This is a genomic window from Candidatus Saccharibacteria bacterium (genome assembly GCA_016789455.1).
GTDB lineage: Bacteria > Patescibacteriota > Saccharimonadia > Saccharimonadales > Saccharimonadaceae > CAIJKY01.
The window spans coordinates 1,220,589-1,233,822 of the sequence record JAEUQU010000002.1; the positions used below are offsets into that span (position 1 = coordinate 1,220,589).

The 13,234-nt window shown below is 60.2% G+C and carries 20 protein-coding genes; 13 read left to right on the plus strand and 7 right to left on the minus strand.

The genetic code is table 11. The features are described 5' to 3' along the window. Window positions 1–114: 114 nt before the first annotated feature. From JNJ66_07480 to JNJ66_07490, 3 genes are all read right to left on the minus strand, one after another. Window positions 115–1,188 (minus strand): hypothetical protein, encoded by a 1,074-nt coding sequence (locus tag JNJ66_07480; GenBank protein ID MBL8160266.1) that lies wholly within the window; start codon window positions 1,186–1,188, stop codon window positions 115–117. A 202-nt stretch (window positions 1,189–1,390) separates the two neighbouring features. Beyond that, a complete protein-coding gene (locus JNJ66_07485) occupies window positions 1,391–1,768 on the minus strand; it encodes a hypothetical protein (protein MBL8160267.1) in 378 nt (125 codons plus the stop codon). 172 nt (window positions 1,769–1,940) lie between these two features. Continuing rightward, the gene (locus JNJ66_07490) at window positions 1,941–2,396 is read right to left on the minus strand and encodes a hypothetical protein (protein MBL8160268.1); all 456 of its coding nucleotides are present in this window, start codon (window positions 2,394–2,396) and stop codon (window positions 1,941–1,943) included. A gap of 66 nt (window positions 2,397–2,462) precedes the next feature. On the opposite strand from JNJ66_07490, the gene JNJ66_07495 reads away from it, so the two are divergent. The 4 genes from JNJ66_07495 to JNJ66_07510 all read left to right on the plus strand — a co-directional run bounded on the left by JNJ66_07495 (window position 2,463) and on the right by JNJ66_07510 (window position 4,385). Then, complete coding sequence (locus tag JNJ66_07495; protein MBL8160269.1) at window positions 2,463–2,855, plus strand: hypothetical protein; 393 nt, start codon at window positions 2,463–2,465, stop codon at window positions 2,853–2,855. Window positions 2,856–2,982: 127 nt separating this feature from the next. Further along, complete coding sequence (locus JNJ66_07500) at window positions 2,983–3,708, plus strand: hypothetical protein (protein MBL8160270.1); 726 nt, start codon at window positions 2,983–2,985, stop codon at window positions 3,706–3,708. 62 nt (window positions 3,709–3,770) lie between these two features. Further along, window positions 3,771–4,193 (plus strand): VOC family protein, encoded by a 423-nt coding sequence (locus JNJ66_07505; protein MBL8160271.1) that lies wholly within the window; start codon window positions 3,771–3,773, stop codon window positions 4,191–4,193. Window positions 4,194–4,235: 42 nt separating this feature from the next. Next, a complete protein-coding gene (locus JNJ66_07510; GenBank protein ID MBL8160272.1) occupies window positions 4,236–4,385 on the plus strand; it encodes a hypothetical protein in 150 nt (49 codons plus the stop codon). Window positions 4,386–4,450: 65 nt separating this feature from the next. On the opposite strand, the gene JNJ66_07515 is transcribed toward JNJ66_07510, so the two are convergent. Next, window positions 4,451–4,786, minus strand: a complete 336-nt coding sequence (locus tag JNJ66_07515; GenBank protein MBL8160273.1) for a zf-TFIIB domain-containing protein — start codon at window positions 4,784–4,786, stop codon at window positions 4,451–4,453. 65 nt (window positions 4,787–4,851) lie between these two features. After that, entirely contained in the window at window positions 4,852–5,508 is a 657-nt protein-coding gene (locus JNJ66_07520; GenBank protein ID MBL8160274.1) for a hypothetical protein, read from the minus strand. Window positions 5,509–5,677: 169 nt separating this feature from the next. On the opposite strand from JNJ66_07520, the gene JNJ66_07525 reads away from it, so the two are divergent. From JNJ66_07525 to JNJ66_07545, 5 genes are all read left to right on the plus strand, one after another. Beyond that, a complete protein-coding gene (locus tag JNJ66_07525) occupies window positions 5,678–6,121 on the plus strand; it encodes an NUDIX domain-containing protein (protein ID MBL8160275.1) in 444 nt (147 codons plus the stop codon). 119 nt (window positions 6,122–6,240) lie between these two features. Then, window positions 6,241–6,690: a hypothetical protein gene (locus tag JNJ66_07530; GenBank protein MBL8160276.1), complete on the plus strand. Its 450-nt coding sequence runs from the start codon at window positions 6,241–6,243 to the stop codon at window positions 6,688–6,690. 119 nt (window positions 6,691–6,809) lie between these two features. After that, window positions 6,810–7,775, plus strand: coding sequence for a prepilin-type N-terminal cleavage/methylation domain-containing protein (locus JNJ66_07535; GenBank protein MBL8160277.1), 966 nt, complete (start codon window positions 6,810–6,812; stop codon window positions 7,773–7,775). An 83-nt stretch (window positions 7,776–7,858) separates the two neighbouring features. Continuing rightward, complete coding sequence (locus JNJ66_07540; protein ID MBL8160278.1) at window positions 7,859–8,578, plus strand: hypothetical protein; 720 nt, start codon at window positions 7,859–7,861, stop codon at window positions 8,576–8,578. 50 nt (window positions 8,579–8,628) lie between these two features. Continuing rightward, window positions 8,629–8,970 carry a hypothetical protein gene (locus tag JNJ66_07545; GenBank protein ID MBL8160279.1) on the plus strand — a complete coding sequence of 114 codons (342 nt, stop codon included), beginning with the start codon at window positions 8,629–8,631 and terminating at the stop codon, window positions 8,968–8,970. Window positions 8,971–9,102: 132 nt separating this feature from the next. On the opposite strand, the gene JNJ66_07550 is transcribed toward JNJ66_07545, so the two are convergent. Next, entirely contained in the window at window positions 9,103–9,423 is a 321-nt protein-coding gene (locus JNJ66_07550; GenBank protein MBL8160280.1) for a hypothetical protein, read from the minus strand. Between the two features lie 269 nt (window positions 9,424–9,692). Here JNJ66_07550 and JNJ66_07555 point away from each other — a divergent pair, with 269 nt between their 5' ends. Both JNJ66_07555 and JNJ66_07560 read left to right on the plus strand, forming a co-directional pair. After that, complete coding sequence (locus JNJ66_07555) at window positions 9,693–10,166, plus strand: tryptophan-rich sensory protein (GenBank protein ID MBL8160281.1); 474 nt, start codon at window positions 9,693–9,695, stop codon at window positions 10,164–10,166. A gap of 33 nt (window positions 10,167–10,199) precedes the next feature. Continuing rightward, window positions 10,200–10,538 (plus strand): hypothetical protein, encoded by a 339-nt coding sequence (locus JNJ66_07560; protein MBL8160282.1) that lies wholly within the window; start codon window positions 10,200–10,202, stop codon window positions 10,536–10,538. A gap of 152 nt (window positions 10,539–10,690) precedes the next feature. Here the strand turns inward: JNJ66_07560 and JNJ66_07565 are convergent, their stop codons facing one another. Then, window positions 10,691–11,341 (minus strand): hypothetical protein, encoded by a 651-nt coding sequence (locus JNJ66_07565; protein MBL8160283.1) that lies wholly within the window; start codon window positions 11,339–11,341, stop codon window positions 10,691–10,693. 270 nt (window positions 11,342–11,611) lie between these two features. On the opposite strand from JNJ66_07565, the gene JNJ66_07570 reads away from it, so the two are divergent. Together JNJ66_07570 and JNJ66_07575 are read left to right on the plus strand one after the other, a co-directional pair. Continuing rightward, window positions 11,612–12,814, plus strand: coding sequence for a M28 family peptidase (locus JNJ66_07570; protein ID MBL8160284.1), 1,203 nt, complete (start codon window positions 11,612–11,614; stop codon window positions 12,812–12,814). Between the two features lie 41 nt (window positions 12,815–12,855). After that, the gene (locus JNJ66_07575) at window positions 12,856–13,227 is read left to right on the plus strand and encodes a DUF3140 domain-containing protein (protein MBL8160285.1); all 372 of its coding nucleotides are present in this window, start codon (window positions 12,856–12,858) and stop codon (window positions 13,225–13,227) included. Window positions 13,228–13,234: the final 7 nt, after the last annotated feature.

Here is a 13,234-nt window from a genome sequence, read left to right on the forward strand (position 1 = left end):
CCTATCGCACAAACGACGCAAAACATTATTGCCACCTCAGAACTTTGGTCAGCCCGGCTTATTCTTAACCATATTCACAGTCCCGACGCGCTTCAGCGGATACTGAACGCCTACTCAAAACAAACCGGCGCCGCAATCGTCGGCTATTATATTCTTCGCCCCGCATCGCTCACCTTGCTGAAATGGCCCGAAACCCGCCCTGGCTACTTTGAGGCAACGACAGCCGAGTGCGAAGCGGCCGCAGAAAGCCTCGGCAAGACACTGGGCGCAAAATCTTTGGAACATGACATCATCCCACGCGGCGCCCTCCACACCATGATGGGCCGCCGCCGCGCCGGCTACGACGACGGCGACGTCGTGCCCATGCAGGAGCTGGAACGGTTGGCCCAGCCCCACTGCGCAGTCACCGAAGCCGTCATGCTCTCCGTCCGCACAGTCAAAGGCGGGGAAGTGGAGCCATACGGCGAGCCGGTCGGCATTATTGCCACTACGCCGGAGCATGAGCACGTCATTCATGATATCGGCGAAACGTTGCAGCAGTTTCACTATGCCATCGAGCGCGGGCCGCACGGCAGCGACCCGGGCCGAACGGATTTCTACGAGACGCACTGGGCACACAAGTACTATCCCCAGACATGACGAACCCCCGAGCGGGCCAGGGGCCGTCGGGGGTGTAGAGTGGCTACGGCCGCCCGCAGATTGCGCGGATTCTCCGTACCCGTTGTGTGCCGTGTGTCCTGGCGACTGCCTGGCGGAAGCCGGCGAGCAGCCCGGGGTGGGGCGTTGCAGGGGCTTGCAGCCGAGCAGGCGCAGTGCATCGCCGCTGGTCTCGCTCAGTAGCAGTGCTTCGATTTCGCGGACGTCATCGAGGGTGACGATGGGACGGTCGCGGATGAGGCTCTTGCTTGTGTAGCTGATGTTGATGGTGCCGGCGTTGAGGGTGGTCAGGGTGGCGAACGTCAGGTAGTAGCAGAAGTGTTGTCTGCCGCTGGGATGTTCACTGGAGCCCAGCAACCGGTCAAGGCCGAGCAGCGGTGCGCTGCTTGTGTTGGTGCTGCTGATGATCTTCGCGGTCAGCTCCACCATCGTCTGCTCGTCAAGTGGCCCGTCGGGCAGCTCGACGACGCAGTTGTCGATGCGGGGCGGCTGCGCGGCGTCACTCATGAAGGCGACGAGGTACGATGCCATGGGCACTCCTTGCTAGTGGGGTGTGCAGAGACTACACTATTATAAATAAAATATCTGTTTTGTCAATACTGATACCGCCGTCAGACATGACGAACCCCCGAGCGGGCCAGGGGCCGTCGGGGGTAGAAATGATTGGTGCCCAGGGGTGACGGCCGCCCTGCCCGCGTACTGCGGACAGGGCGGCCAGACGGGGACGTGGCCGTCAGTTGTCGTTCGCCGACGACCACGACGCGTTCAACAGCTTGAGCCAGATGCCGATCTTCTTGCCCGGCAGCAGCCGCTCGATGGCGAGCCGCAGGTTGCGGGTGCGGTCGTCCTTGTTGACCTCGCGGTCGGGGTAGGCGTAGCACTCGATGCTGAGCACCAGGTCGAACTCGCTCTGGCCCCTGATGCCCTCGTCGATCTGGAGGATGTAGGCCTCGATGTCGGTCGTCGGGTCGAGCGTGCCGTTGCTGCCGTCATTGGTGACGCAGCTCAGCGCCTCGGCGATGAGGGGCCGCACATCCTTGATGAACTGCGCGGCCCCCCGGCTGCCACCGAGGGCCGTGTACGGGTCGCAGATGACCTGGGCGAGAGGCATGAGCCGCTCCTTCGTTCATGACGCAGCGCACTGCGCCAGCGGATAGGACATGTATAGATTAGAATGAATATAAGTTTTTGTCAATACAACCCGCCATACTGCGGACATGACGAACCCCCGAGCGGGCCAGGGGCCGTCGGGGGTGGATGCCCCAGTGTGGGGCGGGTGATGCTCAGTCCTTGCCCGGCGACGACCACCCCGCCTGCACGGGCAGGAGCTGTACGCCGACGACGTGACCGTCCGGCAGGACCTCGGTCCGGAGCCGGATTTCGCGCGCCAGTTCCATGCGCTTGAGTTGGAGCTCGAAGGAGCCGGGGCAATGGATGATCAGGACGATGTCCACCGGACTCTGGCCCCGCACGTCCGGGTCGGTGTTGACGACGAGGATGGCGATGTCCTCCTGGGGGTCGGGCGCGTACGTGTCGCCGTCCGGCAGGGTGTGGGCCAGGGATTCGGCCAGGATGATGCGCAGTCCATCCAGGAATTTCTCGCAGGCGCTGGGACTACCGAACACCCTGTTGGTGTTGGCCAGCATCTGGACGAGCATCATGGGCTTCTCCTTGCTATATGGCGCGGACGCCAAGGGATGAGACGTATACAATGTAGAATGAAAGCGGATAGCTGTCAATAACGTGGTATAGCAAGCCTACCCGCCGACGAAACCACACGCCGGCCTGAATGAAACGGAGATGTCATGACCCTGCCGTCTGGCATGGAGAGTGTCCTGGCGCGCATCGTCGAGGGCCTGCTGGCTGGCCGCTTCGACCCCATGGGCGACTACGGCACTGCGCCGTTTGACATGATGCTGCAAGGCAACAACACTCCGGGCGGACAGCGGGTCCTGCGCTGGCTCGACCGCAGCGTGACCCTGCAGACCGAAGGCGGCTGGCGCGTGATCTTCGCCCACCCTGAACGCCTGGCGGACCCCATTGCCAGCGGCCTGACGCTGGCTTTGGTGCCAGCGGGTGCCGACGACTGTTCGGCGGAGGCCCGCTACTTCGGCATCTGGGCCGCGGAGCGGGGCGGCGTCCGGTTCATCGAACGGGCTGATGATGCGGAGGTGGTGGCGCCTGAGACGTCTGGCTGAGCCGCCGTCCCGCCATCCGCATCTTTCGGCTCCTTAAGCCGTCGCCCCGTCCGGGCGGCAGGACGCCACTACAAGGTAGGGCCCTGCCGCTTATGGCGGGGCTTTACCTTTGGTATGATAAGGGTATATGGACCAACAGATACACCTCCCACCCCGCTTACATTTTCTTCACGGCCCGACGGCCACACTCCTGGGCATCAGCCTCACGTACGGTGCCGGACTCCTGGCTGCAGTCCTGGCCGGACTGGTGCTGTTTGAATCCGGTTTGGAAATCTGGCAGGCGCTGCTCGTCAGCATCCTGTTCTTTGATGTGGCCGCTGGCGCCGTGGCTAACTTCACCAGTGCCACTAACCGTCATTACCAGACCAGCACCAAGCAGCGCGCCATATTTCTGGCCGTCCACCTGCTGTTCCCGCTTGCACTGGCGCTGATCCTGGGCGATTTTTGGCTGTTTGCCATCGTGCTGGCGGTTTTTACGGTGGTCTCCGGCTTCGTTATCCAGCTCTTCCATAAGGTCGAAGACCAGCTGACGCTGGCGGCCTTCCTGGCGGTGGTGGGGCTGAGTGTCATGGGTCTGTTCTCGTATGTGCCGATGTACCTGAGCATCTTTGGCGCGCTGTTCATCATCAAGATAGTGTTGGGATTTGCGGTGCGGCGGCCGGATCTGCGGGAGGATGAAGCGGTGAATGCCGCGCCTGTGCAGCCTGCCGTGCCGGCACCCGTCAGTGAACCTTCTGTAGCGCCAGTCGTTGCACCCAATCCATTCGCGCCGCCCGTTGAAACGCCTGCTCCAACACCTGCTCCGGAATCACCAGCGCCTTCGTCCCCTCCAACATCCGACGACCCCCGCTAACATTGCGGCATCCACCGCAACGCGTACAATAAGAAGTAACATCTAAGCGAGGACATTTCATCATGGCAGTAAAGCTCAACACCTACCTCAACTTCCCTGGCACCACCCGTGAAGCCATGGAATTCTACAAATCTATCTTTGGCGGCGACGTCCAGAGCGACACCTACGGCAGCTACGCCGGCAGCATGCCGGTTAGTGAAGGCGACGAAGACAAGATTATGCATGCTGTCCTGACTGGCGACAACGGCATCGAGCTGATGGCCGCCGACACCGCCCAGGGCATGGGTGAGGCGAACGCCGACAAGGTCAGCCTGACCCTGAGCGGCGACGACGAAGCGCTGCTGCGCAGCTACTGGGACAAGCTGGCCGAAGGCGGCCGTGTCAACGAACCGCTGGTCAAAGCGCCATGGGGCGACACCTTTGGCATGCTGACCGACAAGTTCGGCGTCAACTGGATGGTGAACATCACCGCTGCCCAGCAGTAGCCCTTTCAGCAACATTTCAGAAAAACCTGTTATACTACAACCATGGATATACTGCAATTCTTCATGGATATATTCAATGCTATCATCGGGTTCCTGAATTCGATCCTGACGTTCATCGAAGGCATCTTCAAGCCGATTACCGATCTGATTGAGCGCTGGAACAACATCGTACCGAGTGAGGGCGGCGAGTAATCGTAGCAAACACTAATAAAGCCGGGCTTGCGCGCCCGGCCTTTTTAGTACTTTGTGCATAGCGCTTAAAAGTCGAACAGGTCGCCCAAAAAGCCTTCCTTTTTGTGCTTGCGGCGGTGGTGCTCGTCGGAATCGTGGCCGTAGGTGCGGTAATCGCGGTGATGGTCGTCATCGTCATCATCATAATGCCGCTGCTGGGTGGGACGGTGCGATGGTTGCTGGTGGTGGCCGGGCTGTGGTGCGAAGCCGTGCTGGCTGGTGCCGGCACCCTGGCCGCGCTCAATGATCTTATCCAGCTCGCCACGGTCGAGCCAGACGCCGCGGCATTGTGGGCAATAATCAATCTCGACGCCTTGGCGCTCGGTCATTACGAGGAGGGTGTTGTCGTTGGGGCAGTGCATGTGGGGTCTCCGATCTTAGTGATGCAGATAGTGTAGCAGGTCTTGCTGAAAAGATACTGAGTAAATCAATTTAAGGATGATATGTGGCGTATGAGGGCCAGATCATCAACTGGTAAGTTATCTGCGGATATCTCAACTCGGTAATACTTTTGATTAAGTGGTATGAAATACGTTATGTAACGCGTTACCGCGGTTAGGTACGAGAGCCGGGTTTCATATGTATAGCGAACTGCTTTCTGGCCATCAAGGAAAAACTCATCTCGGCTCGTAATGGCTACTTTATAGCTGCCAGGTTTAGGCGAGATGACATGGTCATCTCCTGTGTGAGATTGCTCAAAGTCTCCGGTTGCCCTGGTAAGGTCGCGGCCAGCTCCTAGAATGGCAGCGAACCGTTTATTGCTGCGAGTGCCGTCTTTCAGTACGGTCTGATGTAGTATGGCACCCGTAGGCGTAGGCGAACTTATGATGCTAAATTTCCATGCCGAGGGATGGGTGACTCGTAGCTTCATGGCAGCGTTATCGTTGCGTACCCAGCCTTCTGGTACTGCCTGGCTACTGGCGACAGACTGTAGACGGTCGGTGTTCGAGATAGGATGGAATATCGTGTTTATGTTGAACGGTTGCGCGCGTGCTATGCCCCAGGCTAGCACGCCACTCAAAAGAAATATGGCGATCGGCCCGACCATTAACAGGGCCAGCATCTTTTTGTGTGTTCGTTTCACTGCCCATATCGTAGCATGCGACAGCTGTTGCCCGCATGCTAGTGCAAAATTCCATGCTATACTATCGTTACTAAGATCCCGCACTAAAACGGATCCTCTACGCGCACACGTCCAGACGAGCCGGACCACTAGCGCCACTATCACTACAATGTATATAAGGAGAAACGGTATGTATCACCGGAGAATTTGTGTGCGCGGCATCATCATCAAGGACGGTAAGCTGTTTGCGCAGAAGCTGAAACATGGGGAAGGGGAGCGCGATTATTGGTGCACGCCGGGCGGCGGTCTGGATGACGGCGAGGACCTGCTGGCCGGCCTGCGCCGCGAGATGATTGAGGAGACGGGTGTGGCGCCGAAGATCGGGCGGCTGCTGTATGTGCAGCAGTTCATGGATGGCACGCAGGAGCAGCTGGAGTTTTTCTTCCACATTGAAAATGCTGATGATTACGAAAAGATCGATCTGGCCGCCACTACGCATGGCGCCATAGAGGTGTCGCAGTACGGCTTCATCGACCCGAAGAAAGAGCATATTCTGCCGGAAGATATGAGCGCCATGGATTTTGCCGGCATGGTTGCTGCGGGCGCGCCGGTGCGCGTGGCAAATTACCTGTAGCGTGTCGGTTGACAGGGTTGGGGAGCGCCTATTGCGCTTGTGCTATATTGACATTTTGAAGCTCTTGTGCTATAATTATATATACACATCGCCGCTTTTCCTGCTGAAAGAGCCTGTACATGAACACCACTGCCCCCGTCCAGATCCTCGGCCGCGACGTCATCACTGGCCGCGACTACTACCTCACCGACCGCTTCATGCTGTGCCCCAAGCCGGGCCAGCTGGCCATCGGCGAGGAGTCGCAGGCCACTCCGGCGTACGAGCCGATCGTCGACGGCAGCGTCATCTGCTGGCGCGACCAGGTCCGTCCTGGCGCCACGGCTTTCCACCCGGACCAGCTGGGCAGTCACGTCGCCGCTCTTCCGCGTCTGCTGCTGGCTGAGCTCCACTACGAGCTCATGCTGCGCGGGCAGCTCTACGGCCGCCAGGCCAAGGAGATCTGCTTCAACTGCGGAGCCATGCGGCGGTTCGTGGAGCGTTTCGGAGCCGACCAGGCGACGCAGTTCTACCTGAGCCGCGCCGCCACCGAGGCCTGGGCGCTGCTGCTCGCCCTTCCCAGTGAACAGTGATGTGACCCCGCCAATGCCCCCTCCTGAGGTGCAAAGGCGGGGTTCGTCATGTCCGCACGGTTTTTACCCGCCCGTCCCGGTTGTAGCGCTCATGCTTCTCACTTATAATGCAACGTATAATGTCTCGTTCGTCCCACTTCCGCCTCCGTCGGGGCTTCACTATCGTCGAACTGCTGATCGTCATCGTGGTCATCGGCATCCTGGCGGTCATCGCCTTCACTTCATTCCGTTCGGCGCAGGAGCGGGCGCGCACGGCCTCGGTTCAGAGCGACGTCTCACGGGCCGTCAAGCAGGTGGAGGCCAGGAAGGCACAGGATGGCAACTCGTACCCGTCGACCCTGGCGTCGGTGGGGGTGACGGCCAGTGAGGGCAACAGCTTCAACTACGTGTATAGCGCTACGACTGATACATACTGCCTTTCATCCACCAGTGGCAACACCTCGTACCTGGTGACCTCGGATGACCGCAGGCAGCGCGCCGGTGCTTGTCCTACTGCCGCCGGATTGATTGCGCAGTGGCGGCTCAATGGTAACGGCAATGACAGCGCTGGCAGTTTCAATGGCACACTCAATAACGTCACCGGTGTGGCGGGGCAGGATGGGGCGGCCAATGGCGCCTACAGCTTCAACGGTACTAATTCGTATATCGGCACGGGGCAGCCCATCAGCAATACGACGGGCAGCTTCTCGATTGGCGGCTGGGTCTATATCAGCACGGCCCAGGCCTACCGGGCAGGCTTTGTGGGGCAGAATGATGATGTGGAGATGTTCTTCACGGCCAATAACCAGCTTAATATGTACATTCCCGGCGCGATTGTCTCGTGTGTCATTCCGTATAGCGGCTGGCACCTGTCGTACTTCGTCTATGATAGCTCCGGCATCAAGCAATATCTGGATGGAGCGGTCTGCGCCAGTGCCAGCGGCGGCGCCCACAGCAATGGCGGCTCCAATTTCAATCTGGGCGGCGGCGGCATCGCCGACAACACCGGCAACTGGCTGGACGGCCGGCTTGACGATATCCGCATCTACAACCGAGCGCTGAGCGATGGGGAGATGCAGGGGTTGTACGCGTTGGGCGCGCAGTAACCAGCGGCATTTCTTATTGACGATATTTGTTGAAGGTGGGATAGTATAGTTGCCACCTTCCCATCAATTGCGAGGAGATCCCCGTGGACGAGATCCGTTGGTTCATCTTCCTGTCCTTCGCTGGACTGTGGGTGTGCCTGATTCGGCCCGACGCATTTGAGATGATGCGAAAGGACGTACTGCAGTGCTACCGCCTGCTCTACATCCTGTCGATGCTGGCCAGCACCTACGCCATCGGTGCCGGCCTGAAATACAGCGGCCTGGGGCCGGAGTGGCTACGTTGGCACGCTGGCGATCTGCTGTACCCCATCCTGTTCGCCTGGCTGTACCAGCGGGTGAAGCTGCACCGTATGCGACCCAGTGAAAATCTGGCTGGTATGCGGCAGAACTTCAGCCGCCGGGTCATCGCCTGGCGCAGCGGCCTGCTGGTGGGACTGACGGTCTGTCTGGTATACGAGATGGTTGTCACGCCGCTGCTGGCGCGCTGGGTGGGGCCGATTCCGTTTGTGGGCGGGGAGATCGATCCGTTCGATATCTTCGTCTATCTGGCGGGGTTCATGGTCGGCTACTTCATCCTGGCCAGGGCGATCGTCATCGGCCATCGTGAGTTCCAGGAACTGGATGTCGAGGAGGTGACCACGCTGCAACCGACAGTCAAGACGGCCGCACCAGCTGCTGCACGACGGCGTCCTGCCGAATTGCCAGAAGCCTGGCAGGCGGTGTTGGATGGGCGCGGTGCGGCACCGGTCGGTTCCGGCCGGCCCACGCGCAGGCGCCATCGTAAGAGAACCGGCAAGAGGTGAGCACGGGGCGCCAGCCAGGCGCCCCTTCTCCATGACAAGAGAGTTGAGACATGACCGATTTCGCCATCGACGACAGTGACCTGTTCATCCTGACGGTGCTGCAGGCCTGTCTGCGACATCCGTCGCTGCCCACCCGAGAACAGCTAGGCAACCGCTGGTTGCGGGTGGATGTGCAGACCCAATCCGCCACCGAGACGACCCGGACGGTCAGGGTGGCGCTGCGACTGGCGGCCGTCTTTGAGGACGTACAGGTGGACTGCATCATCGAGAAGCAGGATGGCATCTGGCAGTCTGCCGCATGCCAGATCTCCTTCGCCCTGCAGCCGCAGCGCCAGTGGCGCTTCGTCTGTGACATGCTGGGCAACCGGCCTGTGGCCCATCCGCGCTACTGACGCGGGCCCCGACTGGCAGCTTTTACGCGATAAAAGCGCCAGGAGGGGCGCTTTTAATTTCGGGCATGAAAAGGGAAAACCCCGGCCCCTGTATGAGGGACCGGGGTGGCGAACCCGGAGTGCCGACCGGAGTCAGTTGCGCCGCTTCTTCGTCCGCCGCGGCGTGCGCTTCTTGGCGGAGCCGGCCGGCTGTGGCAGGTCGGTCAGGATCCGGGCTTCGTGCACGGCCCTCCGCACCACGTCCCGTGACTGGCTGTCGAGCCGGATGCGGCCGGCGACGTTGCGGCCGGTGAGCAGGTTGCGGGCGTAGCTGCGGGCCAGCAGCAGCCAGCGGTCGCCCAGCTGGTGCGCCCGCATGTGGGCGCCGAGGGTGCCCTCCACCAGGCCCATGGCCTGATTGATGAGGCGCGATCGCTGTTGCTGGGTCAGGGTTGTACTGGGAGAGCCGCTCATGGCGGTGTCCTTTCCGTCGTCTGTCGGTCTTCGGTCTGATCGAACTTGATAATTATAAAATATATGAATATATAAAGCAATGGCCGCTCAAGCAGGCCGAACTGTCAGCTGGCTGCTATACTGTACAGTAGCAACCATCAACAAGGAGACACTATGGACACAAGCGCTTCACTGACTGCAACCGGCATCCTATTGGCAGGTCTTGGCATTCTGCTGGCCGGCGTTGCCGCGCTCATCAAAGTCGTTGACAAGGAGAAGAAATAGCCTCGGTGCGACGCATCGACCCGGCAAAGCTGATTGCCTCGCTGGCTGTCGCATTTTCGGCCGCCGCCATCGGTTCGCTGGCTACCATCCCCAATATCCCCACATGGTATGAGGCGTTGGAAAAACCGTTCTTCAGCCCGCCCAACTGGGTGTTCGGGCCGGTCTGGACGCTGCTCTATACGCTGATCGGTATCAGCCTGTATCTTGTCTGGTCGGCCAAGACAAAGCACTCCAAGCGCAACGCCTACCTGGCGTTTGGGATCCAGCTGGCGCTGAACGCGCTGTGGAGCCTGGTGTTTTTCGGGCTGCAGCAGCCATGGCTGGGAGTAGGGGTCATCATTGCGCTGCTGGTGATGATCATCCTGACGATGCGTGAGTTCTGGCCGATCAGGCGCTACGCAGCCTATCTGCTGGTGCCGTACCTGCTGTGGGTGTGTTTTGCGACCTGTCTTAACATCGCGGTCGCATTGTTGAATTAGGAAGAACGTCAGGGCAAAGGAGAAGGCTGCAGTATGTTGGCAATGGCTCTTAATATAGCTTCAATCATCCTGCTCTTGTGGTCGCACGAGATATGGCAGAAGGGCGGTACGCATGGCACGCCTGACAGGCGCCGCTGGCTGGTCGTGCTGGGACTTTCGGTGGCGGCCAGGGTGGCCTATTGCGCCGTGGCACAGTTTGCCGTGCTGGAAGCGCTGGTCGGTATACTGGCCCTCTATAGCCTGTTCTTCCTGTTTGCCGGGTTCATCTATAAGACGTATTGGTTTCCCAGGGTACGCCGCTGGCTGCAGCAGGTACGGAAGCGCAACCAAAAGCCACTAAAAGAGCCACCGTCCTGGTGGCCGAAGCAGTAACCATATGTAGAAGAATACTGGAGGGCGGCATGGAGCAGGGCCGGCATGTGCGCCGAACCCTGCTCCACGTCTGAGGCGCGGCCGTGGCCGCCGCTCAGGACTGCACCTCCCCGGACGCGCCGGCATCGACCGGCGGCCTTTTGGCCGCCCGGCTACGCCGACTCGATCCAGACCATGCCGTGCAGGCTGTTCTGGCGGTGCTCGGCGTCGACGGCCTCGGTCACCGGCTGGCCCTTGGCGTCGGACACCAGGTACCAGCGGCTGCAGGCCGGCCCGGCGAAGCCCTCGGGGGGATCGCTGGGCAGGCGGAGACCGTTTGGAGCCACCGCGGTGTACTGGGCGGTTTCCAGCGTGATGACCAGCGCGGTGTCGTCGCCGTCCAGCTTGTGGGTGTAGCTGAGCTGGGCGACGAACTCGCCGAAGGCCTGGCCCTGGCTGTCGTTGTTGAGCAGGCGGAGGACGCCCTTTCCACCGGGCTGCAGGATGAGCTCCTCGAACTGCTCGGTGCGCAGTTCGCGGTAGAGCTCTCCGGGTGGGTCGGCCTCGGTGCCGGCCGCGGATGCCCGTTCGCTGTCGGTGCAGGTACTGGGCTGGGTGGGGGCCTGCGCGGCCAGGGGTGCGGACGGTGCCGGGGTGGGTTGGTGGCCGGCGTGGGCGTCGTGCTCCTGTGCGGCATCGGGGCCGAGGGCGATCCAAAAGATCGCGATGGCCAGGAGTGTCGCTACGCCGATAGCCACCAGGTGCGCCACCCGGTGGGGAAGGCTGCCGGTAGGGGTCGACTGGGTGTCGGGCGTGGGCGTCATGGGACGTCCTTTCCTTGGAGGTCGGGGGAGGTGCGCAGCTATGACTGCTGCATCATACTATTATAGCATATTTACGAATAAATTACAATAGATAGCTCTGTAGCATGACTGTTGTGGCGTTGACCTTGTAGTGCTCATAGCGAGAGAATGGTGCTTGTGCTATGTTTTGTTTGGATGTAGTATAAAAGACAAGACATTTTGGAACTCTGGGAGGGGTATGTCACAAACAACAAACAACCGTAAAAATATCGGCGGATACGGCCGCAGCTTATGATTGCCGTCCGGACCGCCCAGCAGAGAAACTTGATCACGGCGGGGGCATTCTCGATGTCCTTCCTGGTCGTGGCCTACGCCATCCTGGTGACCCTGGCGGCTGGCGCCGGCATAGCCCGCGAGGCCGAGCAGGCGACACTAAACGGCCTGACGCCGTCGAGTGATCCCGGAGCATCCGGCAGTAAGGCCATCGTCTTTGGTGGCGGTAGCGCCCCCGATCCCGGCACGGGCGGACCGGTGGGCGATTGCGGCCAGACCAGGATTCAACAGCTGGTAGACAGTGTCTCGGAGGCAAAGATCAAGGCCAACCTGGAAAAGCTGGTGCAGGACGATTCCAAGCCGACGCCGAACTCGTTGGGCTCACGGCATATCAGCTCGCCGATGAACCAGGTGAAGGTAGATTGGGCAAAGCAGCAACTTAGCAGCTATGGGCTGAGCATCATTGACCAGCCGTTCTCTTCTGGCGGCTACGACCTTCATAATATGGTCGGGCGGCTGCAGGGCAGCGGCAATACGGTGTATACGGCCGGGGCGCACATCGACTCGATTGCTGATGACTCTGAAACGGTGGCGCCAGGGGCTGATGATGACGGGTCGGGTGTGGTGATCGTCATGGAGGCGGCCCGCGTCCTTAAGAGCTACCAATCGTGCCTGAAGTCGCACATCGATTTCGTCGGCTTCAATGACGAGGAAGAGGGCATGGAAGGCAGTGTCGTCTATGCCAATGATATCGAGAGCCAGGGCTTCAAAGGGCTCTATAACATGGATATGCTGGGCTACGCCGCAGGCGGCGAGCCATGTATCGCCAACAATTACAACAGCGACCGCGACAAGTTCATGGCTGACAAGCTGGAAGAAGTGAACAGTAAATACGGTGTCAATATGACCTTGCAGATGGGCACGTACTCCGCTGATGACATCGATTCCATAAGCTTCTGGAATAAGAGTATGCCGTCGGCCTATGCGGTGGAGTGTAATGAAGACTCGCCTGGTTACCACACGACTGACGACACGCTTGAACACATCAGCTATCCGCAGATGACTGCCTTCACCAAGGTACTGGTGGCCGGTCTGGCCGAACTGGCCAGTGATGCCAACAGCGGCAGCGGCACCGCGACTGGTGACGCGCCGCAGAACGGCGGCGGCACCGACGACGCTGATACGGACACGGAAGAAACTTCTACCGGCGAAGACGAATAAGCCCGCTGTCGCATGTCCGCCGACAGGTTATACTGGAGGGCATGACGAATACGGACGACAGACGGGATGACACCATCCAGACCTTTCATACGCTCGTGAACCTATCGGTGGCCGAGATGGAAGCCTGGCTGGATACTAACGAATCGCAGTCGGTGGGAATCAAGATCGGCACCACGCATGAGAAAAAGACCAGCCCGGCCGGCGGTGAGTCCACGGGGCACGCCATGGGCTGGGAAATCGTTGCGCTGCTTGGTAAGCCGGAGGCCGATCTGGACGATGATGATCTGGCGCGGATGCGCAAGGTCTGCGGCTACATCAAGCGGCATACTGCGCAGCGGCCGGAAAAGAAGGTGCTGGAGACGTCGCGCTGGCGGTACTCGCTGATGAACTGGGGGCATGATCCGCTGAAATAGTACCAGG

Excerpts from the sequence above, each read along its gene's own strand:
- JNJ66_07495 (MBL8160269.1), top strand. The coding sequence starts at position 2,463 with ATGACCCTGCCGTCTGGCATGGAGAGTGTCCTGGCGCGCATCGTCGAG.
- JNJ66_07515 (MBL8160273.1), bottom strand. The coding sequence starts at position 4,786 with ATGCACTGCCCCAACGACAACACCCTCCTCGTAATGACCGAGCGCCAA.
- JNJ66_07565 (MBL8160283.1), bottom strand. The coding sequence starts at position 11,341 with ATGACGCCCACGCCCGACACCCAGTCGACCCCTACCGGCAGCCTTCCC.
- JNJ66_07535 (MBL8160277.1), top strand. The coding sequence starts at position 6,810 with ATGTCTCGTTCGTCCCACTTCCGCCTCCGTCGGGGCTTCACTATCGTC.
- JNJ66_07505 (MBL8160271.1), top strand. The coding sequence starts at position 3,771 with ATGGCAGTAAAGCTCAACACCTACCTCAACTTCCCTGGCACCACCCGT.
- JNJ66_07525 (MBL8160275.1), top strand. The coding sequence starts at position 5,678 with ATGTATCACCGGAGAATTTGTGTGCGCGGCATCATCATCAAGGACGGT.
- JNJ66_07530 (MBL8160276.1), top strand. The coding sequence starts at position 6,241 with ATGAACACCACTGCCCCCGTCCAGATCCTCGGCCGCGACGTCATCACT.
- JNJ66_07545 (MBL8160279.1), top strand. The coding sequence starts at position 8,629 with ATGACCGATTTCGCCATCGACGACAGTGACCTGTTCATCCTGACGGTG.
- JNJ66_07560 (MBL8160282.1), top strand. The coding sequence starts at position 10,200 with ATGTTGGCAATGGCTCTTAATATAGCTTCAATCATCCTGCTCTTGTGG.
- JNJ66_07485 (MBL8160267.1), bottom strand. The coding sequence starts at position 1,768 with ATGCCTCTCGCCCAGGTCATCTGCGACCCGTACACGGCCCTCGGTGGC.
- JNJ66_07550 (MBL8160280.1), bottom strand. The coding sequence starts at position 9,423 with ATGAGCGGCTCTCCCAGTACAACCCTGACCCAGCAACAGCGATCGCGC.
- JNJ66_07510 (MBL8160272.1), top strand. The coding sequence starts at position 4,236 with ATGGATATACTGCAATTCTTCATGGATATATTCAATGCTATCATCGGG.
- JNJ66_07500 (MBL8160270.1), top strand. The coding sequence starts at position 2,983 with ATGGACCAACAGATACACCTCCCACCCCGCTTACATTTTCTTCACGGC.
- JNJ66_07480 (MBL8160266.1), bottom strand. The coding sequence starts at position 1,188 with ATGGCATCGTACCTCGTCGCCTTCATGAGTGACGCCGCGCAGCCGCCC.
- JNJ66_07570 (MBL8160284.1), top strand. The coding sequence starts at position 11,612 with ATGATTGCCGTCCGGACCGCCCAGCAGAGAAACTTGATCACGGCGGGG.
- JNJ66_07575 (MBL8160285.1), top strand. The coding sequence starts at position 12,856 with ATGACGAATACGGACGACAGACGGGATGACACCATCCAGACCTTTCAT.